The organism is Bradyrhizobium sp. I1.14.4, from assembly GCF_050435825.1.
Lineage (GTDB): Bacteria > Pseudomonadota > Alphaproteobacteria > Rhizobiales > Xanthobacteraceae > Bradyrhizobium.
The window spans coordinates 23,812-46,164 of sequence record NZ_JBNDLA010000011.1; the positions used below are offsets into that span (position 1 = coordinate 23,812).

The 22,353-nt window shown below is 63.4% G+C and carries 20 protein-coding genes; 9 read left to right on the forward strand and 11 right to left on the reverse strand.

Going from position 1 to position 22,353, the window contains the following annotated elements; all coding sequences use genetic code 11:
- Positions 1 to 107: 107 nt before the first annotated feature.
- On the forward strand, positions 108 to 3,617 hold the full coding sequence (locus tag ABIB78_RS22230) for a PAS domain-containing hybrid sensor histidine kinase/response regulator (RefSeq protein ID WP_429028608.1): 3,510 nt from the start codon (positions 108 to 110) through the stop codon (positions 3,615 to 3,617).
- A 160-nt stretch (positions 3,618 to 3,777) separates the two neighbouring features.
- Here the strand turns inward: ABIB78_RS22230 and ABIB78_RS22235 are convergent, their stop codons facing one another.
- Positions 3,778 to 4,956: a lactonase family protein gene (locus ABIB78_RS22235; protein WP_429028610.1), complete on the reverse strand. Its 1,179-nt coding sequence runs from the start codon at positions 4,954 to 4,956 to the stop codon at positions 3,778 to 3,780.
- Between the two features lie 194 nt (positions 4,957 to 5,150).
- Positions 5,151 to 5,825: a response regulator gene (locus tag ABIB78_RS22240; protein WP_429028612.1), complete on the reverse strand. Its 675-nt coding sequence runs from the start codon at positions 5,823 to 5,825 to the stop codon at positions 5,151 to 5,153.
- Between the two features lie 320 nt (positions 5,826 to 6,145).
- Here ABIB78_RS22240 and ABIB78_RS22245 point away from each other — a divergent pair, with 320 nt between their 5' ends.
- Positions 6,146 to 7,774: an MFS transporter gene (locus tag ABIB78_RS22245; protein WP_429028615.1), complete on the forward strand. Its 1,629-nt coding sequence runs from the start codon at positions 6,146 to 6,148 to the stop codon at positions 7,772 to 7,774.
- A 54-nt stretch (positions 7,775 to 7,828) separates the two neighbouring features.
- Here the strand turns inward: ABIB78_RS22245 and ABIB78_RS22250 are convergent, their stop codons facing one another.
- From ABIB78_RS22250 to ABIB78_RS22260, 3 genes are all read right to left on the reverse strand, one after another.
- A complete protein-coding gene (locus ABIB78_RS22250; RefSeq protein WP_429028618.1) occupies positions 7,829 to 8,302 on the reverse strand; it encodes a secondary thiamine-phosphate synthase enzyme YjbQ in 474 nt (157 codons plus the stop codon).
- Positions 8,303 to 8,370: 68 nt separating this feature from the next.
- Complete coding sequence (locus ABIB78_RS22255; RefSeq protein ID WP_429028621.1) at positions 8,371 to 8,895, reverse strand: hypothetical protein; 525 nt, start codon at positions 8,893 to 8,895, stop codon at positions 8,371 to 8,373.
- A gap of 30 nt (positions 8,896 to 8,925) precedes the next feature.
- The gene (locus ABIB78_RS22260) at positions 8,926 to 9,549 is read right to left on the reverse strand and encodes a 2-hydroxychromene-2-carboxylate isomerase (protein WP_429028623.1); all 624 of its coding nucleotides are present in this window, start codon (positions 9,547 to 9,549) and stop codon (positions 8,926 to 8,928) included.
- A 275-nt stretch (positions 9,550 to 9,824) separates the two neighbouring features.
- On the opposite strand from ABIB78_RS22260, the gene ABIB78_RS22265 reads away from it, so the two are divergent.
- The 5 genes from ABIB78_RS22265 (at position 9,825) to ABIB78_RS22285 (ending at position 12,451) form a co-directional block, all read left to right on the forward strand.
- Entirely contained in the window at positions 9,825 to 10,196 is a 372-nt protein-coding gene (locus tag ABIB78_RS22265; protein WP_429028625.1) for an AtpZ/AtpI family protein, read from the forward strand.
- Between the two features lie 72 nt (positions 10,197 to 10,268).
- Positions 10,269 to 11,018 carry a F0F1 ATP synthase subunit A gene (locus tag ABIB78_RS22270; protein WP_429028626.1) on the forward strand — a complete coding sequence of 250 codons (750 nt, stop codon included), beginning with the start codon at positions 10,269 to 10,271 and terminating at the stop codon, positions 11,016 to 11,018.
- A 55-nt stretch (positions 11,019 to 11,073) separates the two neighbouring features.
- Complete coding sequence (locus ABIB78_RS22275) at positions 11,074 to 11,304, forward strand: F0F1 ATP synthase subunit C (protein ID WP_016847054.1); 231 nt, start codon at positions 11,074 to 11,076, stop codon at positions 11,302 to 11,304.
- A gap of 91 nt (positions 11,305 to 11,395) precedes the next feature.
- On the forward strand, positions 11,396 to 11,962 hold the full coding sequence (locus ABIB78_RS22280; RefSeq protein ID WP_429028629.1) for a F0F1 ATP synthase subunit B: 567 nt from the start codon (positions 11,396 to 11,398) through the stop codon (positions 11,960 to 11,962).
- A gap of 3 nt (positions 11,963 to 11,965) precedes the next feature.
- Entirely contained in the window at positions 11,966 to 12,451 is a 486-nt protein-coding gene (locus ABIB78_RS22285; RefSeq protein WP_429028631.1) for an ATP F0F1 synthase subunit B, read from the forward strand.
- Positions 12,452 to 12,557: 106 nt separating this feature from the next.
- Here ABIB78_RS22285 and ABIB78_RS22290 read toward each other — a convergent pair whose 3' ends face one another.
- From ABIB78_RS22290 to thrC, 4 genes are all read right to left on the reverse strand, one after another.
- Entirely contained in the window at positions 12,558 to 13,208 is a 651-nt protein-coding gene (locus tag ABIB78_RS22290; RefSeq protein WP_429028634.1) for a hypothetical protein, read from the reverse strand.
- A 127-nt stretch (positions 13,209 to 13,335) separates the two neighbouring features.
- Complete coding sequence (locus ABIB78_RS22295; RefSeq protein ID WP_429028636.1) at positions 13,336 to 13,923, reverse strand: GNAT family N-acetyltransferase; 588 nt, start codon at positions 13,921 to 13,923, stop codon at positions 13,336 to 13,338.
- Positions 13,924 to 14,090: 167 nt separating this feature from the next.
- The gene (locus ABIB78_RS22300) at positions 14,091 to 15,380 is read right to left on the reverse strand and encodes a M16 family metallopeptidase (protein WP_429028637.1); all 1,290 of its coding nucleotides are present in this window, start codon (positions 15,378 to 15,380) and stop codon (positions 14,091 to 14,093) included.
- Positions 15,380 to 16,795 (reverse strand): threonine synthase, encoded by a 1,416-nt coding sequence (thrC, locus tag ABIB78_RS22305; protein WP_429028639.1) that lies wholly within the window; start codon positions 16,793 to 16,795, stop codon positions 15,380 to 15,382. Before thrC ends, ABIB78_RS22300 begins: the two co-directional genes overlap by 1 nt.
- Positions 16,796 to 17,812: 1,017 nt before the next feature.
- Here thrC and ABIB78_RS22310 point away from each other — a divergent pair.
- Positions 17,813 to 20,146, forward strand: a complete 2,334-nt coding sequence (locus ABIB78_RS22310) for a hypothetical protein (RefSeq protein ID WP_429028641.1) — start codon at positions 17,813 to 17,815, stop codon at positions 20,144 to 20,146.
- 252 nt (positions 20,147 to 20,398) lie between these two features.
- Here ABIB78_RS22310 and ABIB78_RS22315 read toward each other — a convergent pair whose 3' ends face one another.
- Positions 20,399 to 21,025 (reverse strand): glutathione S-transferase family protein, encoded by a 627-nt coding sequence (locus ABIB78_RS22315; protein WP_429028643.1) that lies wholly within the window; start codon positions 21,023 to 21,025, stop codon positions 20,399 to 20,401.
- 186 nt (positions 21,026 to 21,211) lie between these two features.
- Positions 21,212 to 21,805 carry a GNAT family N-acetyltransferase gene (locus ABIB78_RS22320; RefSeq protein ID WP_429028646.1) on the reverse strand — a complete coding sequence of 198 codons (594 nt, stop codon included), beginning with the start codon at positions 21,803 to 21,805 and terminating at the stop codon, positions 21,212 to 21,214.
- A gap of 149 nt (positions 21,806 to 21,954) precedes the next feature.
- Here ABIB78_RS22320 and ABIB78_RS22325 point away from each other — a divergent pair, with 149 nt between their 5' ends.
- On the forward strand, positions 21,955 to 22,236 hold the full coding sequence (locus tag ABIB78_RS22325; protein WP_429028649.1) for a hypothetical protein: 282 nt from the start codon (positions 21,955 to 21,957) through the stop codon (positions 22,234 to 22,236).
- The last annotated feature ends 117 nt before the right edge of the window (positions 22,237 to 22,353 follow it).

Here is a 22,353-nt window from a genome sequence, read left to right on the forward strand (position 1 = left end):
CCGTCCCGACCTCGAATTTGGGCCGGCCGTGCATCGCGCGGCCGGCCCTTTGCGTTATAATCCTGACACCCGGCCCTCTCGGCGGCCGGGACAGGAGATGAGCAGCGATGCTGCACGATTGGGGCGTGATCGCCACGGCGTTCGCCTACATCGGATTGTTGTTCTTCATTGCCAGCCGCGGCGACCGGATGTCGCCGGGCGAGCGCGGTCGTGCGAGCCAGTGGATCTATCCGCTGTCGCTAGCGATCTACTGCACCTCCTGGACCTTCTTCGGCTCGGTCGGCTTCGCCACCCGCACCAGCATCGACTTCCTGGCGATCTATGTCGGCCCGATCGTGATGATCGGGCTGTGCACGCCGCTGCTCCGCCGGGTGATCGCGCTCGCCAAGTCGCAGAACATCACCTCGATCGCCGACTTCATCGCCGCCCGCTACGGCAAGAGCCAGGCGGTTGCAGCCACGGTGGCGCTGATCGCGATCATCGGCTCGGTGCCGTACATCGCGCTGCAGCTGAAGGCGATGGCCTCATCGCTGGAGACCATCCTGAGCGAGGACCCGGCGTTCTCGAAAATCCCTGTTATCGGCGACATCGCACTGATGGTGACGCTGGCGATGGCAGTATTCGCGGTGCTGTTCGGCACCCGCCATACGGACGCGACCGAGCACCAGCACGGCCTGATCCTGGCGATCGCCGCCGAATCCATCGTCAAGCTGGTCGCCTTCATCGCCGCCGGCGCCTTCGTCACCTTCTGGATGTTCTCCCCGGTCGAACTCTATGAGCGCGCCCTGAAGACGCCGGAAGCGGTGCGCGCGATCGAATATGTGCCGTCGATCGGCAATTTTCTGATCATGACGCTGCTGTCGTTCTGCGCGATCATGCTGCTGCCGCGCCAGTTCCATGTCAGCGTGGTGGAGAATTCGACCGGCGCCGAGGTCAGCCGGGCGCGCTGGCTGTTCCCGCTCTACCTTGTCCTGATCAACGTGTTCGTGATTCCGATCGCGATCGCGGGCCTCGTCGTCTTCCCGTTCGGCGCTGTCGACGCCGACATGTTCGTGCTGGCGCTGCCGATCGAGGGCAATTCGCAATTGCTCAGCCTCGCCGTCTTCGTCGGCGGGCTGTCGGCGGCGACCGCGATGGTGATCGTCGAATGCGTCGCGCTCTCGATCATGGTCTCCAACGACATCGTGCTGCCGCTGGTGCTGCCGCGCAGCGACGACATCAGCGCCGGCCAGAAGGACTTTGGCGACTTCCTCTTGAAGGCGCGCCGCTTCTCGATCTTCGCTATCATGGTGCTGGCGTATTTCTATTATCGCGCGCTCGGCAACACCCAGCTTGTCGCGATCGGCCTGTTGTCCTTTGCGGCGATCACCCAGCTCGCGCCGGCCTTCTTCGGCGGCCTGTTCTGGCGCCGTGCCACCGCGCGCGGCGCCATGGCGGGCATGCTGGTCGGCTTCGCGATGTGGCTCTACACGCTGTTCATCCCGAGCTTCCTCGAAACCTCGACCGCCGGCCTGGTGCTGCTGCAGCACGGGCCGTTCGGGATCGAGGCGCTGCGGCCGCAGGCGCTGTTCGGCGCCGACCTGCCGCCGCTGCTGCACGGCGTGCTGTGGAGCCTTGCGCTCAACATCCTCAGCTATGTCCTATTCTCGCTCGCGCGCGCGCCGTCCGCGATCGAGTTGCTGCAGGCCGACGTGTTCGTGCCCAACGCGCTGGCGCCGATCGCGCCGAGCTTCCGGCGCTGGCGCACCACGGTGACGGTGCAGGATATCGAGAGCACGGTGACGCAGTATCTCGGCCCCAACCGCACCCGCGAGGCCTTCGCCTCGTTCGCCGTCGACCGCAACATCGTGCTGCTGGCGTCGGCGCCGGCCGATTTCGAGCTGCTGCAGCACGCCGAGCGGTTGATCGCTTCGTCGATCGGGGCGGCGTCCTCGCGCCTCGTGATGTCGCTGCTGTTGCAGCGGCGGACGGTGTCGGCCAAGGCCGCGCTGAAGCTGCTCGACGACTCCCACGCCGCCCTGCATTTCAACCGCGAGATCCTGCAGACCGCGCTCAATCACGTCCGCCAGGGCATCGCGGTGTTCGACGCCGATTTGCAGCTGATCTGCTCCAACCGCCAATTCTCCGAACTGCTGGGGCTGCCGCCGCATCTGGTGCAACTCGGCATCCCCTTGCCCGAGATCCTCGAATTCATGGGCGCGATCAGTCCGCCGGCGTCCGGCGACGGCGACAACCTGCTGCAGGCGCGCCTGCGCGCCTACACCACCGAGGGCGAGCCCTATCTGGAACGCTTCACCGACCGCCACCTGGTGATCGAGGTCCGCGCCAACCGCATGCCGGGCGGCGGGCTTGTCATCACGTTCTCCGACGTCACGCCGAGCTTCGAGGCTGCGGAGGCGTTGGAGCGCGCCAATGCGACGCTGGAAAAGCGGGTGCGCGACCGCACCGAGGAACTGACGCAGCTGAATTCGGAGCTCGCACTCGCCAAGGGCATCGCGGAAGACGCCAACGCCTCCAAGACGCGTTTCCTGGCAGCTGCCAGCCACGACATCCTGCAGCCGCTCAATGCCGCGCGCCTCTATGTCACGAGCCTGGTCGAGCGCCAGAACGGCGGCGAGGATTCCCGCCTGGTCGAGAACATCGACGATTCGCTCGAGGCGATCGAGGACATCCTGGGCGCGCTGCTCGACATCTCCAGGCTCGATGCCGGCGCCATGACGCCGGCGATCACGAGCTTCCGGATGGCCGACCTGATGCGCTCGCTGGAGATCGAGTTCATGCCGATCGCCCGCGACAAGGGCCTCGATCTGCGCTTCGTGGCCTGCTCGCTGCCGGTCGAATCCGACCGCTCATTGCTGCGCCGGCTGCTGCAGAACTTCATCTCCAACGCGATCAAGTATACGCCGCGCGGCCGCGTGTTGATCGGCTGCCGCCGCCGCGGCGACACCCTCCAGATCAGCATCTTCGATACCGGCGTCGGCATTCCCGTGCAGAAGCGCGGCGAGATCTTCAAGGAGTTCCATCGCCTCGAGCAGGGCGCCCGGATCGCCCGCGGCCTCGGTCTCGGCCTCTCGATCGTCGAGCGGCTGGCGCGCGTGCTCAACCACCGTATCGCGATCTCGGCCAATGTGAGCGGCGGCTCGGCATTCTCGGTCACCGTGCCGGTCGCAACCGCCGTCAACCATACTGCGGCGGTCACCAGCGCCACGCCGCTGTCGAAGACGCCGATGAGCGGCTCACTGATCGTCTGCATCGAGAACGATCCGGCCATTCTCGACGGCATGAAGACGCTGCTGACCGCGTGGGACGCCGAGGTGATCGCGGTGCTCGACGCCGACGGCGCGATCAGCGCGATCGAGACCGCCGGCGGCCGCGTCACCGGCGTGCTGGTCGACTATCATCTCGACCGCGGCAACGGCGTCGCCGCGATCCGCGAGATTCGCCGCCGCTTCGGTGACGGTATTCCGGCGATCCTGATCACCGCCGACCGCAGCCCGGCGGTGCGCGCCGCGGCGCGCGAGGAAAATATCGCGGTCCTGAACAAGCCGGTCAAACCCGCCTCGCTGCGTGCGCTGCTCGGACAATGGCGCACCCAGCAGATGGTGGCGGCGGAGTAAGCGCAGCGGCGCAATCCGGGGGAGCATCTCGCTCTAAGGCGAATTGGCGAAGACGCTGCGCTCCCTCCCGCAACCAAGCAGGAGAGGTGAAGCGAGCCTGCGGACGGGCCGACTCAACCAAAAATCACGTGCTCCAGCGCAAGATTCATCAAGCGTCGGTTCAGTTCGGTCCCATTCTGGCCGACGCCGGGTGCCCTGGCACCTGAAAGCGCTTGCCTGTGTCGGTCACGCTGGTTCCGTCGACCTTGAGGATCGAGAAGTCTTGGCTGAGGTAGTTCCCGACCAGGATATATTTTCCGTCAGGCGTGAAGACCGCAGCCTCAGGCAGTCCACCGACTTCGATATCTCCGGTCTTGGTCACTTTCTTGCCGTCGATCTTCAGGACCGAGATGCTGCCGTTCTTCTCATGAAAGAACGCATTCTTCATGTTCGAGCCACGCAGGATCACTGAGACTGCGAGATCCCCCTTCGGGCTGACGGCAAGCCCCTCCGGCCCATCGCCGACCACCACGCGATCGATGATGCGCGGCGGCTTCGCTTCGAGATCGATGACGCTGGTCGTGTCGACGCTGCCGTCCGACGCGCCTGCGTTGCCATTGTCCGACGTCAACGCGATCTTGCTGTTCGGGGTCACTGCGACGTTGTAAGGCCATTGGCCGGCCAGCAGGTCTATCTTGGTGTAGGTGACTTTGTCGCCGGCGATATCGAGCACCGATATCTTGTGCGCGGGAAAACGCGCGACCAGCGCATGCTTGCCGTCTGGCGCGAACGCGACATGCGCGACACTGTCAGGCATCGATATCGTGTCGGTGATCTTGACGTCAGTGCCGTTGACCGAAAGTACGCTGATCGAATTGTCCCCGCGATTGGCAACCAACGCCATCTTGCCATCGGGACTGAAGCTCAAGCCTGATGGCTGCTTTCCGCCGGTGATGGTCGCTGCCAGCTTGGGCGGGGTGGCCTTGAGATCGATTACATAGACTTTGTTATCCGGCACCTGCTTGAGGGCGTCGCCTTCCTTCACAACGTCGACCGAATCCGCGACCAGCGCCACTGTCCCGGTCGGATCGATAGCGACGTTGACCGGGGGGCCGACCACCGAGTTCTTCAATGGGAGAGAAGCCGCAATCTTCGGGTTCTCGGGATCGGCGAGATCGACGATCAGCACTTGATCCTTGCCGGGGGCTGACAGCACCGGCTTGCCGTCGTCATCCCACAACAGCTTCTCGTCGAGGCCGACGATCATCAGCGGCTTGGCCTGAGCACAATTGAAAGAGCCGGCACCGAGAAGGATTGCCGCAGCCAGAGACAATCCGGCGACGCGAGTTGCAGAGATCATGGCGTTCTCCCCAAAAGCACACGGCCTCTCACGAGCCCATGCCGGTCAGGATACTCGGTTTTCGACCGATGCGCACTTTGAGTGGAGAACTGGATGGCTTCGCGGAAGCCTGCCATCAGACGCGCATTCGCGCCAGCCGTTGGCTGGCAATGCCCTGCCTCGAGCCCGGCATTCACAGCCGGAGTTGCTCGGGACTACGTCGACGGCGTGCCCTGGCGCCACTGGCCGCCGGCGATCTTGGCGGCGGCGATCACGGCCTGGGTACGGCTTTCGACACCGAGCTTCTGCAGGATGGCCGAGACATGGGCCTTAATGGTCGCTTCGGAGACGCCAAGTTCGTAGGCGATCTGCTTGTTGAGCAACCCCTCGGACAGCATCATCAGCACCCGCACCTGCTGCGGGGTCAGCGTCACCAGACGGTCGCGCAGCCGGGTCGTGTCCGGATCGCTGGCAACCGACAGATCGGTATCAGGCGGAACCCAGACGTCGCCCTCCATCACCTTCATGATGGCATCCCGCAGCGTCTCGACGCCGAAACGCTTGGGGATGAAACCGGACGCGCCGAAGTCGAGCGAGCGGCGGATGGTTCCGACATCGTCACTGGCGGAGACGATGACCACCGGGATCGCCGGGTATTGCGCCCGCAGATAGATCAGGCCGGAGAAACCGCTGATCCCCGGCATGCTCAGGTCAAGCAGGATCAGGTCGACCTCGGAGTCCCGTTCCAACAGCGCGGTCAGATCCTCGAACGATCCGGCTTCGCTGATCGTGGCCGAACTCACGACGCTCGACACCGCCTGGCGCAACGCATCGCGGAACAGCGGATGGTCGTCGGCGATGACAAGGTGAGTATTGGCAGCAGCAGTCATCTCAGTCCCACTAGCGGATCTCGGCAAATCCGCGCCGTTCGGTTGTGGCCCGCGCGGCAGTATCACGCAAGGGCTCGAAAATACCAGATGCCAACGCAGTTAACCCGCCAAGTTTGTGCGCTGCAACAGACGGCGCAGAGCAGCTCCGTCCGTTCATGCGCCTGACGTTAGGCTGACGTCGTGCAAAAGCCAAAAGTCTTATTGGGAGCGGTTTCACTGCGATGTTACCTTTCGATTAGGTCCCCATGGATTGATCCGGCGAAAATCCGGCGCATGGGACGCTGGGAAGCATGAACGCTTTTGGGGAGCAAACGATGACAATGGCTGCGACAGCTGGCGGCGGAGCCCGCACCGGCGGGATGACGGGGGAAGAGCGAAAGGTCATTTTCGCTTCCTCGCTCGGTACCGTGTTCGAGTGGTACGACTTCTACATCTACGGAACACTCGGCGCGTTCCTGGCAAAGTACTTTTTCTCCAACGTGCCGCCGAATGTCGGCTTCGTCTTCGCGTTGCTCGCCTTTGCGGCGGGCTTCGCGGTACGTCCATTCGGCGCGCTGATTTTCGGCCGCCTTGGTGACATGATCGGCCGCAAATACACCTTCCTGGTCACGATGACCCTGATGGGCATCGGGACTTTCTTCATTGGTTTGCTTCCGGGCTATGCCACCTGGGGTATCGCTGCTCCGATCGTGCTGATCGGGTTGCGCCTGATCCAGGGTCTTGCCCTCGGCGGCGAGTATGGCGGCGCGGCTACTTACGTCGCGGAGCACGCGCCCCAGAACAAGCGCGGCTACTACACGTCGTGGATCCAGACCACTGCGACGCTCGGCCTTTTCATGGCGCTGCTGCTCATTCTGGGCATCCGGACCTGGATGGGCGAAGCCGCGTTCGGCGACTGGGGCTGGCGCATTCCGTTCCTGCTGTCAGGCATTCTGCTGATCGTCTCGATCTGGATTCGCTTGAGCTTGAACGAGTCGCCGGTCTTCCAGCGCATGAAGGAAGAGGGCAAGACCTCGAAGCGGCCGTTGAGCGAATCGTTTGCAGAGTGGTCCAACGCCAAGATCGCGATCTTCGCCTTGTTCGGCGCAACCGCCGGTGAGGCCGTGGTCTGGTACGGCGGACAGTTCTACGCGCTGTTCTTCCTGACCCAGACCATCAAGGTGCCCGCTGTCACGGCGCAGATCATGATCGTGGTCGCGCTGGCATTGGGCACACCGGGCTTCGTCCTGTTCGGCTGGCTTTCTGACAGGATCGGCCGCAAGCCGATCATCCTGGCCGGCTTCCTGCTGGCGGCCCTGACCTACTTCCCAATCTTCAAGGGCATCACCCACTTCGCCAATCCGAAGCTCGAGACGGCGTTGGCGTCGTCACCAGTGACTGTCCTCGCCGACCCGGCCGAGTGCTCGTTCCAGTTCAAGGCGACCGGCACCGAGAAATTCACCACCAGCTGCGACGTCGCCAAGTCGGCGCTCGTCAACCTGTCGGTGAACTACACCAACGAAGCTGCGCCGGCCGGCACCAAGGCCAAAGTCAAGATCGGCAACCAGACGCTGTCGGCCGACAGCCCCGATTTCGCCAAGGCGTTGCCGGCGGCGATCAAGGAGCACGGCTATCCGGCTTCCGCCGATCCGAACGAGATCAACACGGTCATGACGACGGTGCTGCTGTGGATCCTGGTGATCTACGTCACCCTGGTCTATGCCCCGATTGCGGCATGGCTGGTTGAACTGTTCCCGAGCCGCATCCGCTACAGCAGCATGTCGCTGCCCTACCACATCGGTAACGGCTGGTTCGGCGGCTTCCTGCCGGCGACCGCGTTCGCAATCGCGGCCGCGACCGGAGATATCTATTCCGGCCTGTGGTACCCGGTCGGCATCGCCCTCATGAGTCTCGTGGTCGGCTTCCTGTTCCTGCCGGAAACCAAGGACGTCGACATCACCAAGACCTGACCGGTCGACATCGCGATCAAAATGCATCGGCCGCGGAGCGATCCGCGGCCGATGTCATTTGGTGGTACCGATGAATTGCAACACGATCTCGCGCCGGTGTGGACGGGCGCGATGCTCGATCAGATAGATGGCCTGCCAGGTGCCGAGCGCCATCTCGCCGTCGAGCAGAGGGATCTGCAGCGAGGTCGCCGTCAGCATGGTTTTAATATGCGCCGGCATGTCGTCGGGACCTTCGGTGTCGTGACGCCAGCCGCCGTCTTCCGGCGCGGCGCGATCAAGTGCCGTCATCAGGTCGACCAGCACCGTCGGATCGGCATTCTCCTGGATCGTCAGCGAGGCCGAGGTGTGACGGATGAACAGCGTCACCGCGCCCTCGCCGGCACGCACCTCGCGCAGGAATTTTGCGACTTCGCGCGTGATGTCGGTAAAACCGGCGCCGGACGTTTCGACCATCAATCTCGACGACACGACGCTGGCTGCCGCGATGGATGATGGCGCCGAGCGCGACATTGTTCTCGCCGAATTCATCTGGAGCCTCTCAACACGCCGCCTCGATGCAAACTGAGCCGCGCCGCCATTGGCTCAAATTCTTGGCCTCAAATCTTGCCGCCATTGACGTCGCGCTGCACGCGGTTGGCCATCTCGATCAGCCGCCGCCAGGCCCGCTCCAGAAACGACATCATGCGATCCATGTCGCGGTCGCTCGGCAGCGGAATCTCGATCTTGCGCCCGCCCTCGGCGGTCTTGGGATCCGGTGTCTTGGGCTCCGGCTTCTTCAGCTGATCCGATTTCGGCAGTGCCTCGTCGGTCTTGGCTGACGGTGCATGCGCGGCGAGTTCGCCCTTCAGTCTGTCATTGTCGGCCTGCAGGCGCCCGATCTCGGCATCCAGCGCCGCGCGCTCGTCGGGCACCATGTAACAGGCCCAGCCGGCGCTGGAATTGGTGCAGGTCGACACCGCGCCGGTGCGGGTGTCGAGCCGCAGGAAGCCGTCGCCGGCCGGAGACAATGCGTAGCGGCCATTCTCGGTGTCGGGCGCTGCTTGCGCCATCGCCGCGCCGCCTGAGATCAGGACGGCAGCAATTGCGATCGACAATTTCGAGGATGACATCGCGATGGGCATGGCTTGCTCCGCCTCAACCTGATTCCTGCCCTAGACCTCAGAGCTATAGGGCTTGCGGCCTGACTTCAACGCATCGTCGAGCAATTCGATCCGGTCCTGACCCCAGAAGACCTCGCCATCCAGCACGTATCCGGGCGAACCGAACACGTCGGCGTCCAACGCGTCCTGGCGGTTCTGTTCATAGGCCGCGCTGATCGCATCAGAGCCCGAGCGCTCCACCAGCTGCCGACCGGGCAATCCGGCATCGTCGGCGAGCTTCACCAGCGTCGCGGGATCGGCAAGGTTGAGCTGCTGCTCCCACACCGCGGGATAGGCCCGTTGCAGGAAGGGCTCGGGGTCGAGACCCGTCTCGAGCGCAGCGATTACGACGCCGTCGGCGAGGCGCCCATTGAACGGCCAATTGGCCGGCTGCAGATGAAAATTCAGCCCACGCTTGTCGCGCCAACGCTGCAACTCGATCAGCCGGTAGCGCTGCCGCACCGGATGGCGCTTGGCAAGCGGCAGTCCGCCGGTTTCCGAGAACAGATCGACGAGCAGCACGGGCCGGTAATTTACCTCGAGATCGTAAGTGCTTATGAGTCGAACGAAGGGCTTGTGGCCGATGTAGGCCCAGGGTGATTGCAGCGAGAAGTAGTAGTCGATCTGGCGCGGCATGCGGAACCTTGACTGCGTGAGAGGATGGGGCTTTCGGTGATCCCAGCAGAGCGGGAGACGCCACGCAACATCGCTTCACAGCATGCAAGCTGTTGCACTGCGATCACTGCGTCACTCTGACCTTGAACATCTCCAAATAAAACCAGCAGAATCAAAGCAATAACTGGTTACGACGCAATCTTGACTTGATTAGACGCGGTAAGTATGGTCCGCGCGGCTTTTGACGGGGACGGGCGCAATTTCCATCATCCGCGGCATCGGTTAGTGTTTGCAGCATGGCTGAAAACACCAACGACGGCGCAAATGGAAGTCGCGATCAATCGCCTCCCGACGAAGCTGCGCTTTCCGCAAGGCTCGGAAGTCTTGATCATCGGTTGTCAGAAATTCGCGACAGCCGCAGGAGCAAGACTGATCAATCCGGTACCGAAGGAGAGGACAGTGCGGCCAGAGCTTCGGCGATGGCGCTCGGTTTTCGTCTTTCCTCGGAGCTGATCGCGGGCGTTGCCGTCGGAGCGGCGATTGGCTGGGGGTTCGACCGTTTGCTGTCGACGTCGCCATTCGGCTTCATCGTGTTAACGCTGCTCGGCTTTGTCGCCGGCGTGGTCAACGTGGTGAGGTCCGCGGGCGTGGCCTCGGGCAAGCGCTGAGCGCTGGCGGGAAGTCACGACATTTGAAATTCGATTACCGGCACGATGGCCGGTGGACCAAGAGCCGCGCGGATGAAAATCGACCCGATCCACCAGTTCAATATCGAGCCCCTGTTCACGCTCGGCCACATCGGCAATCATACGATCGCCTTCACCAATTCATCGCTCTACATGTTCATCGCGGTGCTGCTGATCGCGCTGCTGATGCTGGCGAGCGGCCGTGAGCTGGTTCCGGGGCGTCTGCAGTCGGTCGCCGAAATCTCCTACGAATTCGTCGCCACCACGATTCGCAGCACGGCCGGCTCGGAAGGCATGAAGTTCTTCCCGCTGATCTTCTCGATCTTCATGTTCCTCTGCGTCTCGAACCTCGTGGGTGTCGTCCCCTACACCTTCACGATCTCGAGCCATCTGATCGTCACCGCAGCCCTTGCGCTGCTGGTGTTCTTCACCGTCCTGATCTACGGCCTCTACAAGAACGGTCTGAAATTCTTCAAGATCTTCGTCCCATCCGGCGTTCCGATCTACATCCTGCCGCTGGTCATGTTCATCGAGGTCCTGTCGTTCTTCCTGCGGCCGGTCTCGCACAGCGTTCGTCTGTTTGCCAACATGCTGGCCGGCCACATCGCGCTCAAGGTGTTCGCGGGCTTCGTCGCAATGCTCGGCTTCTCGCTGGGCGCGCTCGGCTGGGTCGGCGGCGTGCTGCCGCTTGCGCTCACGATTGCGCTTTACGCGCTCGAACTGCTGGTCGCATTCCTGCAGGCCTACGTGTTCGCGATCCTGACCTGCATCTACCTCAACGACGCCATTCATCCGGGACACTAAGCGGTCCGGGGAATCTCCACCCACCAATCTGTCTATCTTTCTCAAGGAGCTACAAATGGAACCGGCAGCAGCAAAACTTATCGGCGCGGGCATCGCGTGCATCGGCATGGGCGGTGCGGGCGTCGGCGTGGGCATCATCTTCGGCAACTACCTCGCTGCTGCGGTGCGCAACCCCTCGGCCGCGCAGGGCCAGTTCGGCAACCTGATCTTCGGCTTCGCCGTGACCGAAGCGCTCGGCATCTTCTCGCTGCTGATCGCGCTGCTCCTGCTGTTCGTTCCGCTCTGAGCGGCAACCCGGTTCCGCTTTGGCGGCAACCCTTCGCGCCGCCCAAAGGTCGTCCCAAGGGCGGCGCGCATGACAGCAACAGGAGAACACCATGGCTGAGAGTCATGGCGCGGCAAAAGGCCAGACAGCCGGCGCCCACACCGAGGCCGATGGCGGACATCACGGCGGAACCTTTCCGCCGTTCGATTCCTCCAATTTCGCCTCGCAGTTGGTGTCCCTGGCGATTGCATTTGTCGCGCTCTATCTGATCGTGTCGCGTATTGCCCTGCCGCGCGTCGGCGGGACGATCGATGCACGCCAGAACAAGATCGAGGGCGATCTGGCCGAGGCGCAGAAGCTGAAGGACGAGTCCGACGCGGCGCTCAAGGCCTATGAAACCGAACTCGCGAATGCGCGCACCAACGCGCAGGCGATCGGCAACGAGACCCGCGAGAAGCTGAACGCGGCCTCGGAAGCCGAGCGCAAGGCGCTGGAAGAAAAGCTGGCGGCCAAGCTCGCCGACGCCGAGAAGCAGATCGCAACGACCCGGACCAACGCCATGAGCAACGTCCGCGGTATTGCGGCGGATGCGGCCGGCGCCATCGTCCAGCAACTCGCCGGCGTCACGCCGGACGCCAATGCGGTCAACAGCGCCGTCGACGCGTCGCTGAAGGGATAGACGATGTTTTACGAACCGGAAACCTGGGTTGCGATCGCCTTCGTCATTCTGCTGGTCGTGTTCGGCTATCTCGGCGTCCATCGCACCCTGCTGACGGCGCTCGACCATCGTGCGGAGCGCATCAAGGCCGAGCTCGATGACGCCCGCCGTCTGAAGGACGAGGCCAATAAGCTGCTCGGCGAGTACAAGGCGCGCCGTGCCAGCGCGGAGCGCGAGGCCGAGGACATCATCTCGAGCGCCAAGGCCGAAGCCGAGCGGATCGCGGCCGAGGCCAAGACCAAAATGGAAGATTTTGTCGCCCGGCGGACCAAGACCGCCGAGAGCAAGATCGCCCAGGCCGAGGCCCAGGCCGTGGCCGATGTCCGCGCCGCCGCGGCCAACGCCGCCGTGACCGCCGCCTCGACCATCCTGTCGCAGTCGGTCAAGGGTTCGATTGCCGACGACCTCGTCGGCAAGGGCATCGCCGAAGTCCGCTCCAAGCTGAACTGACGCGTTCTCACTTCCTTCCAGAAAAGGCCGGCGCGAGATGATCGCGCCGGCCTTCTTCTTTTTCCAGCTACTGGCTTATTCCGGCGACCCGTCGACGGCGGCCGCGCTACTTCTTCTTGTGCGGCGCCCGGGGCTTGGGCTCCGGCTTCAGGGCCTGCGGGTCGAAGCCGATATAGAAGACGTAGTCGTCGTTATCCGCGGGCGTCGGCGTCGGATAGACGACATCCTCGGCGACCAGGCTGAACGGCACGCTGCCGCTCTCGTCCATCTGCACCGTGGTCGTGTAAGCCTTGGTCATAATCGTCCTCTCGCCGACGCCGCCCTTCACCACCGCAACGCGCAGCGGCACCTGAATGGTCGGGGGCGCGCCCGAGGGACCGACGATGATCCGCCCCTGGATCCCGATCTTGGCCGTGATCTCGCCGCCATTCAGATTGCATTGCCGCGCCGTGCGCGTGATCGAGGCCAGGAACTTGACGTCGTTCCCGACCGCCTCCTTGCCGGTCGTCGCCACCGAATAGGTCGAGGCCCCGGCGCGGATCTGCACCGGCGGGCAGGTCAGCTCGGCATCGGCGTCGTTGAGCTGCTGCGGCGCTGCCGGCGTCGCCGGTTTGGCCGAATCGGACGAACCGCCGCCGAACAGGCTCTTGAAGCGGTCGCTGAGCGACTGCGCCGAGCTGATTGACGGCAGCAAGGTGGCACCGAGACCGATCGATACCGCCGCCGCGAGCGCGAACCTGATCACCCTGTCACCCATCGATGTCCTCAAATCTCCAAATCCGGTTCCCAGTTTCGCGGGCGTTATAGCAAGGCAATGGCGGCGAACCCAAGGCATCTTCAAAAGGCATGGAATGCGGCCCGCCATCAGCCAAAAGGCTCAAGATTCAGCCGCGGAAATCCTCGTGCAGCAGGCCGAACAGCAGGTGGTCCTGCCAGATCCCGTTGATGCAGAGATAGCGCCGCGCCAGCCCCTCGCGGGTGAAGCCGCATTTCTCCAGCACCCGGATCGACGAGGTATTGGAGGGAATGCAGGCGGCCTCGATGCGGTGCAGGTTGAGCTCGCCGAACAACGAGGGCAGCAGCACCCGCAGTGCCGTGGTCATGTAGCCGCGATGGGCGTGCGGCAGGCCGACCCAATAGCCGATCGTGCCGGCCTGCACGATGCCGCGGCGGACGTTGGCGAGCGTGATTCCACCGATCATCACTCCGTCCGACTCGCGGAAGATAATGAACGGATAGGAGCGGTCGGCGGCGATATCCTCGGTGTAGCGGCGCAACCTGCGGCGGAAGCCCGCGCGGGTCAGGTCGTCGGAGGGCCAGATCGGCTCCCATGGCGTGAGATAGGCGCGGCTGAATTCGCGCAGTTGCGCCCATTGCGGGAAATCCGACATTTGCGGCGCCCGCAACAACAGCCCGTGACCGCGCGGCATCAATGCAGCCGGTCCACTGGATGGCAAACGAAACAGGGCCATGGCCCAACACTCCCCGCCTGTTGCCCCCTCGCCCCGCTCTTGCGGGGAGAGGGTTGGGGTGAGGGGCTCCGTCCGCGAGCGAGCCTATTGTCGGGACCCGTACCCCTCACCCGGATTGCTGCGCAATCCGACCTCTCCCCGCAGGCGGGGAGAGGTAAACTGAACTCCTAATGCAGCAGCGTCTTTGCCTTCGACTTCGTCAATCCTTCCGCAAAAGACACCGCCGTGTCCAGACCCCTTCCGCTGCCGAGGGCAACAACAGCGGGCCGGCTGCGCGACAGCAGGGCGCGGGCCGCGTCGCGGCTCGATTCGACGCTGACTGCGTCGATCCGCGCCACCAGCTCGTCCACGGTCTGCGGCCGGCCATAGGCTAGCACATGGCGCGCCAGCTGTTCGGCCCGGGATGAACAGCTTTCCAGCGCCATCAACAGGCCGGCCTTCATCTGCGCCTTGGCGCGGGCGACCTCGGCCTCGGTCAGGGTTTCGACCGCGTCATTGATGACGTCGACGATGACTTCCATCATTTCCGGCGCGTCGGCGGGATCGGTCCCAGTGTAGAGGCCGAAGAAGCCGGTGTCGGTGTAGGGCGCGTGGAAAGTGTAGATCGAGTAGCACAGCCCGCGCTTCTCGCGCACCTCCTGGAACAGCCGCGACGACATTCCGCCGCCGAGCGTGTTGGTGAAGACCTGCAGCGAGAACAGCGACAGGTCGGTCTGCGGCACGCCTTCCAGCGCCAGCGTCAGATGCGCCTGCTCGAGATCGCGATGCACCACGCGCGAGCCGCCTTTGCCGAACATCGCCGCTTGCGGCTTCGGCGCCGGCGTGGCGTCGAAACTCGAAAATTTCCGCGCGACGTCCTCGACGACGCGCTTGTGATCGACTGCGCCGGCAGCCGCAACAACCATGTCCGGCGCGCGGTAATGCGTCGAGAGATAGCTGCGCAGCATGTCGCGATTGAAGGCCTTTAGCGTCTTCGCGGTGCCGAGCAGCGAGCGGCCCATCGGCTGCTCCGGATAGCAGAGCTCGTTGAGATGCTCGAACACGACGTCGTCAGGCGTATCCTGCGCCGCGCCGATCTCCTGAACGATGACGCTCTTCTCGCGCTCGAGCTCGTCCGGCACGAAGGACGGGTTGGCGAGGATGTCGGACAGCACATCGAGCGCCAGCGGCACGTCCGCCTTCATCACCCGCGCATAATAGGCCGTGGTCTCGGTCGAGGTCCCGGCATTGAGGTCGCCGCCGACCGCCTCGATCTCCTCGACGATCTCGCGCGAGGAACGCCGCGCGGTGCCCTTGAACGCCATGTGTTCGAGCAGATGCGAGATGCCGTGCTCGTTCGGCTTCTCGTCGCGCCCGCCGACGCCGGCCCAGACCCCAAGCGCCGCGGTCTCCAAATGCGCCATGGTGTCGGTGACGACAGTCAGGCCGCTTGGCAGCTTGGTGATTTCAACGCTCATCAGGCAACTCCCTGCTTGGCGGCACGGCTGACCGACAGCACGAAGCGCTCGACCTCGGCAGAATCATTCTTCATGACCGTCATGTGTTCGGATTTCGTCATCAGCCCGCCGAGCCAGGCGGGCAGCTGCGGACGCACCCCGCAGGCAGCCTCGACCGCGTCGGGGAATTTGGCCGCATGCGCGGTCGACAGCACGATGTTCGGGATCTTCGAGTCCGAGGTGTCGCGGTCGGCGACCGCGAGCGCCACCGCGGTGTGGGGATCGACCAGATCGCCGGCCTCGCGCCAGGCGGCGCGGATCGCGGCTGCGGTCTCGGTTTCGTCGGCGCGGCCGGCCTCGAAATCGCGGCGCACGGCGGCCAGCGTCGCATCGGGCAGCACGAAGCGGCCGGACTGCTTCAACGAGGCCATCAAGCGGCGAACCTGCGCGGCGTCGCGGCCGCTGGCCTCGAACAACAGCCGCTCGAAGTTGGAAGACACCTGGATATCCATCGACGGCGACGCCGTGGCGTGCACTTCGCGCACTTCGTAGATGCCGGTCTTCAGCGTGCGCGGCAGGATGTCGTTGACGTTGGCGGCGATGCGCAGCCACCGGATCGGCAGCCCCATGCGCTTGGCGACATAGCCGGCGAAGATATCGCCGAAGTTTCCGGTCGGGACCGTGAAATCAACGGTCCGCTGGGGCGAGCCGAGCGCGACTGCCGAAGTGAAGTAGTAGACCACCTGCGCGACGATGCGCGCCCAGTTGATCGAATTGACCCCGGACAGCGCCACCTGGTCGCGGAAGCGATGGTTGTTGAACATCTCCTTCACCAGCGCCTGGCAATCGTCGAACGTGCCTTCGATCGCAAGCGCGTGGACGTTGGCGGCGCCCGTCGTCGTCATCATACGGCGCTGCACCTCGGAGATGCGCCCGTTCGGGAACAGCACGACGAGGTCGACATTGTCGAGATTGGCAAACGCTTCGACCGCGGCGCCGCCGGTATCGCCCGACGTTGCGACCACGATGGTGGTGCGCTGCGCGCGCTTGGCCAGCACATGATCCATCAGCCGCGAGATCAGCTGCATCGCGACGTCCTTGAACGCCAGCGTCGGCCCATGGAACAACTCGAGCAGGAACTGGTTCGGCCCGGCCTGGTCGAGCGGCACCACCGCAGGATGGCGGAACGTGGCATAGGCCTCGTTCGCCATGCGGCCGAGTTCGGCGTCGGAAATCTCGCCGGCGGCAAACGGCCGGATGATCTCGACCGCGACCTCCCAATAGGGGCGGCCGAAAAAGGCGGCGATGGTCTCCGGCGAAAGCTGCGGCCAGATCTCGGGCACGTAGAGCCCGCCGTCACGGGCAAGCCCGGTCAGCATCACATCGCAGAAGCCAAGCGCCGGGGCCTCACCCCGGGTCGAAATATACCGCGTCAAACCGCCCTCCAAAGGCCTCGATCCGAGCCTTAAGCCTTTGATATCATGGAATTATCTAGTTCGTTGCATGCGACCCGAACAATTCACCATAGAAGATCGGACCGGCAATGGGTAGCCCGAAGCGCGCGCCTTGGGGCGTGTGGAGTGGCGTGTGGCCCAACACCCATCGCCGTCATTGCGCGCGAAGCGAGACCAAGCTCTGGGTGTCGTCACCCGCGCATGCGGGTGATCCAGTATTCCAGAGGCAGCGGTGCTTGAGCCGAGAGGCCGCAGCTTACTGGATCGCCCGCATGCGCGGGCGATGACAGGTGTGAGTGAGGACGCAGCTCTGTATTCTCGCGACATGAATTGTCCGAGCTTTGCTCTTCGTTCCGCCCTCTCTCTCGCAGAGGGCGCAGGGAAAGCCGGGTGCCGATCGCACCCATGGGCCCCGAGCAAAAGGTAGAAAGCTCGGGGGTAGGACCACAGGTGTAACCGGAGCAATCCGGCTTTCCCTGCGCGATGGGTTACGGCTTACTTCGTGCTCTCCCCGGCGAGACTGGGCTTGTTTGTCACCGCCTTCGCAAAACGCTTGCGCGTTTCACGTGAGGACACCTGCCACTAGGGCGTCAGGACCACACGACTTCACCGTCCGCTTCGCGTGCTCTCGTCAGTCGCACACTCAGCGTCCACCGCATCTCACACCGCGTTCGTGACGATCGCGAAGCGCCCCTCGATCGGGTGAGACGGGCAGACCATACACCGAGTTGCACTTCTGATAAAGCGAAATATTTTTGCTGCGGGGGCTTGACCCGTTTTGCTGAGTTGCCCGTCGGGTTGTTTTGTCGCACCGCCACCACTTCGCTGGCGCGCGTCAGCCGACCCCCTGAACAACGTAAGTCGATCTTGCCTAGAGCTGCGATCAAACACCCGCCTATTCTACCTACAGTGAAGCAGTTCACTTAGGTCTTCTCCAACGGGTGATACAAAGCTCGCCTTGGCAATCGGCTAGGCGCGTTTGACGCGGGAGACCAAGACATGTCCCAAGACACGGCTGATCCAAAAGTTATCCCAACCAACGGCGAAGCAAAAATCGCCAGTGATCCTCCGGCACAGCCCGTCGGGATGAACCTGTCGGCGCGGATTTGGGCATTCTGGACGTGGATTCGTTCGCATAAACTGGAGGCTCTCGGCACAGCCGGGCTGATGATCGCCTTGGCTTTCGTCGTCGTGGCAGGCCTCATCTGGACTGACCAGGGGAAGGACCTGCTTCAGGCCGCCGACGTCTGGTATCGCGGTCTCGCGCTGTTTTCGGGGCTGACGGTCTCGCTGGTCACACTTGAAGGTCTTATCATTCTGCTCATCAGAAAAGACGGCGAGCCCTTCGATATCGAGACGCTTGTCAGCATCGGAGGACTCTCAGCGCTGGTCATGGGTATTGTTGCCACGCTTCACAACAACATCGGCGTCGGGATTCTGGTGTTCGGACTCGGCTGGGTTGTCGGCGTCTTCATTCCGGCCATGTTCAGCGGTTTTCTGAACTATTCCAGTCGCTTTGCTGCGAACGGCGTCGGCGCCATTGCTGCGGTCATTCTGTTCCTTCTCGCACTTGCCCCCAATACGATCGGCGACACGATAGGCTCCGCGCTTGCGCTTACTCTTGCGATTCTCGCCTGGGTGTTCGTCATTTTTGCACTCGCCGCAGCCGGCTATATGAGCGGAAGATCAGGCCGCGGAACGTGGCTCCTCGTTCTTGTCGCCAGCAGCATGTGGGCTGTGAAGAGCCTGGTTGTACTGGCCGTTATTACCGCTCGAGGTTATCCGATCCTCGACTACGTCCGGCATGAGGAAAATGGACCGAAGGCTGAGGTGCCGTCGCTGGAGGCCGCTTACGCGAACTGGAGGAAGGCAGCCGGCATTGATGACCAGCAAGCATCCGGCAGCACAGACTCGAAAGCAGCGGATGGTGTCAGCCGGCAGGCAGTTCGCAGCACTGGCCCGCAGGCATCCAGCACAAACCCCGTGGCAGCCGGCAAGACCAAGCCAATCCTGGTATTAGTCGGTGCGGCGGGAGGAGGAATTCGCGCAAGTTTCTGGACCTCACTCATCATGATGCGCCTTGCCGACAATGTACCGAAGTTCAGGCAGGAGCTGTTTGCGTCGAGCGGAGTTTCAGGGGGGTCACTCGGCCTCGGCGTCAGCTACGGCCTGCTTGCGGCGCAAGATGCAACCTGCGCGGCCGACGGCAAGAAGGAGTCGTGCGTACGGATATTTCATGATGGGGATTTTTTGTCCGGCGTTGTCGGTGCGACGGTTGCGGGTCTTCCTGCAAACGCTTTGTTCCCCCGCTCTCCACTGTTTCCCAGCTTCCCACGGCGTGACGATGCACTTGAAACCAGTTGGGAGAACCGCTGGGAGTCGACCGTGGGCTCAAGCTCCGCATCCGCGCATGCCCTTGCCAAGCCGATCGGTGCTCTTTGGGGGCGCGACGAAGCGCACCCCCTCCTTGTGCTGAATGCCACAACAGCGAGTAGCGGCGACCGGGCTGTTTCGGCGGACGTCAAAACGAAGGACTGGATCAACCTGCGAACGACATGCCATGTTAATATCACGGAGGAGATGAACCCCTTCCTCAGCGCATCCATCGGCGCAAGCGCGCGCTTTCCGTTTGTATCGGATCTGGGGTGGGTCAACGTCTCGAACTCACCCGGCTGTAAGGAGCGGGAGGCCGTCGCCGATGGAGGGTTCTACGACAATTACGGCGCTGCAACGCTCAAGGACCTCATATTGGGCCTGCAGACAAAGGGGCACGCGGACTTTGACAAAGTTCACCTTGTCGTAGTCCAGATCACGAGCGACCCGCTGCGTGAGATGGGTTGTCTGTTTAGAAAACTTGACGAGGACGGAACGGATTCTGCGGATGACTTCTGCAAACCAGGGCCAACGAAGCCAACCTGGTGGAGCGGGTTCGTTGATGGACCCGCAAATCTGTTTCAAAGCAAATCCGGTGACACCAAGCCCATGCAACCGTCGGCAACCGTCGAGCAGATTATCTCCACCTTCTCGTTCCTGATGCAGAATGCAGCATTCGGCGGAAACGGTCCAGGCGTTGTGGATATCGCCTTACAGGCGCGGGCCGCAACCGGCATCGATGTCGCAAAAGAGCTACGCGATTTGACCTGCCGACTGCATGGGTCGTACTATCACCTTGGCATGACCGACGCAGAAGATATTCCGCTTGGCTGGGCGCTCTCGCAAACATCGCAGGACAGGCTTACCGCAATTCTCAATGACAAGACCGGGTATCGCAACAAGCGGCTAAACCGCCTCATCAGAGAGCTCAACGACGGAACCCCGGGGGGTCAGTGCTGACCCCCCGGACATGGCAGTGCCCGGCTTCAGCGGACAGAACTGTCAGCACAAAGCGCACTGCCAGCCGGATGCGCCGGTATGTGCCTGTTCACAATGCGCGGCATCGCGAACGCAATGTTCAGCGCCATGGCGCAAGAGCCATGGTGCAAGACTCGCGTCCGCCATCCCCTGCGTACCGGCGAGCCGGGCCGCCTCGCTCACGCTCAAATCCGCAGACGCTTCTTCGCCGTCGCCTCAACGCGGCACCCGTCGCTAACCGCTCGGCGGCGCCAGCGGCTGCACGATCTCCAAAAACGGCGGCAGCGCCTCGCAGCGCGCGGCGTGGGCCTGCAGCGCCGGATAGCGCGCATCGAACAGATGCGGATGCGCTTCGCCGGTGAAGCGCAGCGCGCAGGCCACCGCGATGTCGGCATGGCCGATGCGATCGCCCAACCAATACGGCGACGACACCGCCGCCCGCTCCTGCTCCAGCACCGCAAGCACGCCCGAAATCTGCGCCTCACAACGCTCGACCCAGAGTTTCAACTGCTCCTTGCGCAGCACCCGCTCGTAGACAAGGCTCACCGCCTTGTCGGCAAGCCCGGTCGCCAGCGCCGTGATGCGCAGATGCCTGCGTCGCTCTGGCCCGGAGCGCGCAATCATTGCCTGGTCCGGCCCGACCAGTTCGTCGAGATAATCCAGGATGGTGCCGCTCTCGATCAGCGCCTCGCCGTCATCGAGCACCAGCGTCGGCACCCGCCGCACTGGATTGTAGGCCGCAACCCTCTCCGCATCGCCGAAGGTCGACCAGGGTTTGTGCTCATAGGGCAGCCCATAGAGCCGCAGCGCGATCGCGGTGCGGCGGACGAAGGGCGAGTCGTACTGGCCGATCAGGAACATGATTGCATACTCGTCATTGCCGAGCGGAAGCGCGTAGCGCGTCTCTCATCTGAACAACCCGGCAATCCATCGCTCCAAGAACTTCTTCGAAGCAAATGACGACGGAACAAGCGGGTTGCGCTTTGGACCATCCTAGATGGCTTGCGCTGCGTTGCAACCGGATCATGATCCGGTCTGCGTAGCGAGCTATGCAATCACAGGCACATGCCTCGCCGCATCGCGCGGCAATTTACCGTCGAGCCTTGGATCGTCGGCCACCTCGATCTGCCGCTTGAACGGACGAAACCCCGAGCGCTGGTAGAACGCGATCGCCGAGGGATGATCGAAGGTGCAGGTGTGCACCCAGACCCGGACGACGTCGCGCGACCACGCGATCTCGAGCGCGCGGTTCATCAGGAAGCGCGCGGCGCCGGTGCCGATGAATTTTGCGGTGACGCCGAAATAAAGCAGCTGGCATTCGCCGGGCACGCTGAAATCGAGTTCGAGCAGGCCTTCATCCCGGCCGTCGACGACCAGCCCGTAGAGCTCGACGCCGGGCGCGTGAATCCGCCCGGCGAGATCGGCGTCATCGAGCCCGGTGCGGGTGAACCACAGCCACTCCTCGCCGACGCGGCAGTAGAGACCGCGGTACCAGTCGAGCGCGGGCGGATCGACCTTGCGCAGGCGCCACGCGCCGGGCGGATCGTCGCGCCGCGGCGGACGCGCGGTCATTTCCAGATGGGTGACGACAGCGGCGATCTTGCCGCGGGGGATGTCGGAGTAACCGTCGGGCAGCAGCATCGCGCGACCTTTTTTCTGCGTTGCCGGCGGGAGATATCCGCATGTCGCGGCAGATGCAATGCAACGCCGCGTAACAATGTTACCGATTTGTCAGCGGGTGTTTTGCCGAATCAGCGGCTCCATGTGGAGAGGCCACCGGAGCAGAGACCGTGTCGCGCCATCACACGCTGCCGCCGATCATCTACACGCCGCCACCACCGAAGCCGAAGCCTGTGCGGCGCCGGCGCGGCATCGGCTACGCGCATGGTGCGGGTGCGGCTGACGAGGCCGCCGACATCGAGGATGGTGCAGCGGTGCGCAGCGCTCCGGTGCTTCCGCAACACGCACGTCCTGTCGAGACCGTCGAGCGGCGCACGCCGTCGCCGAACGGCAGGCTCAGCGACGACACGCTGCGCGCGATGTTGGAGGTGCAGGAGAAGCAGACGAAATAGCACGTGCGCGCTTGCCACACACTCGATGTCGTCCCTGCGAAAGCAGGGACCCATAACCACCCTCGTCTGTTGTTGCAGAGGCTGTGGCCCCAGCGTTGTTACACAACTCGCATTTGT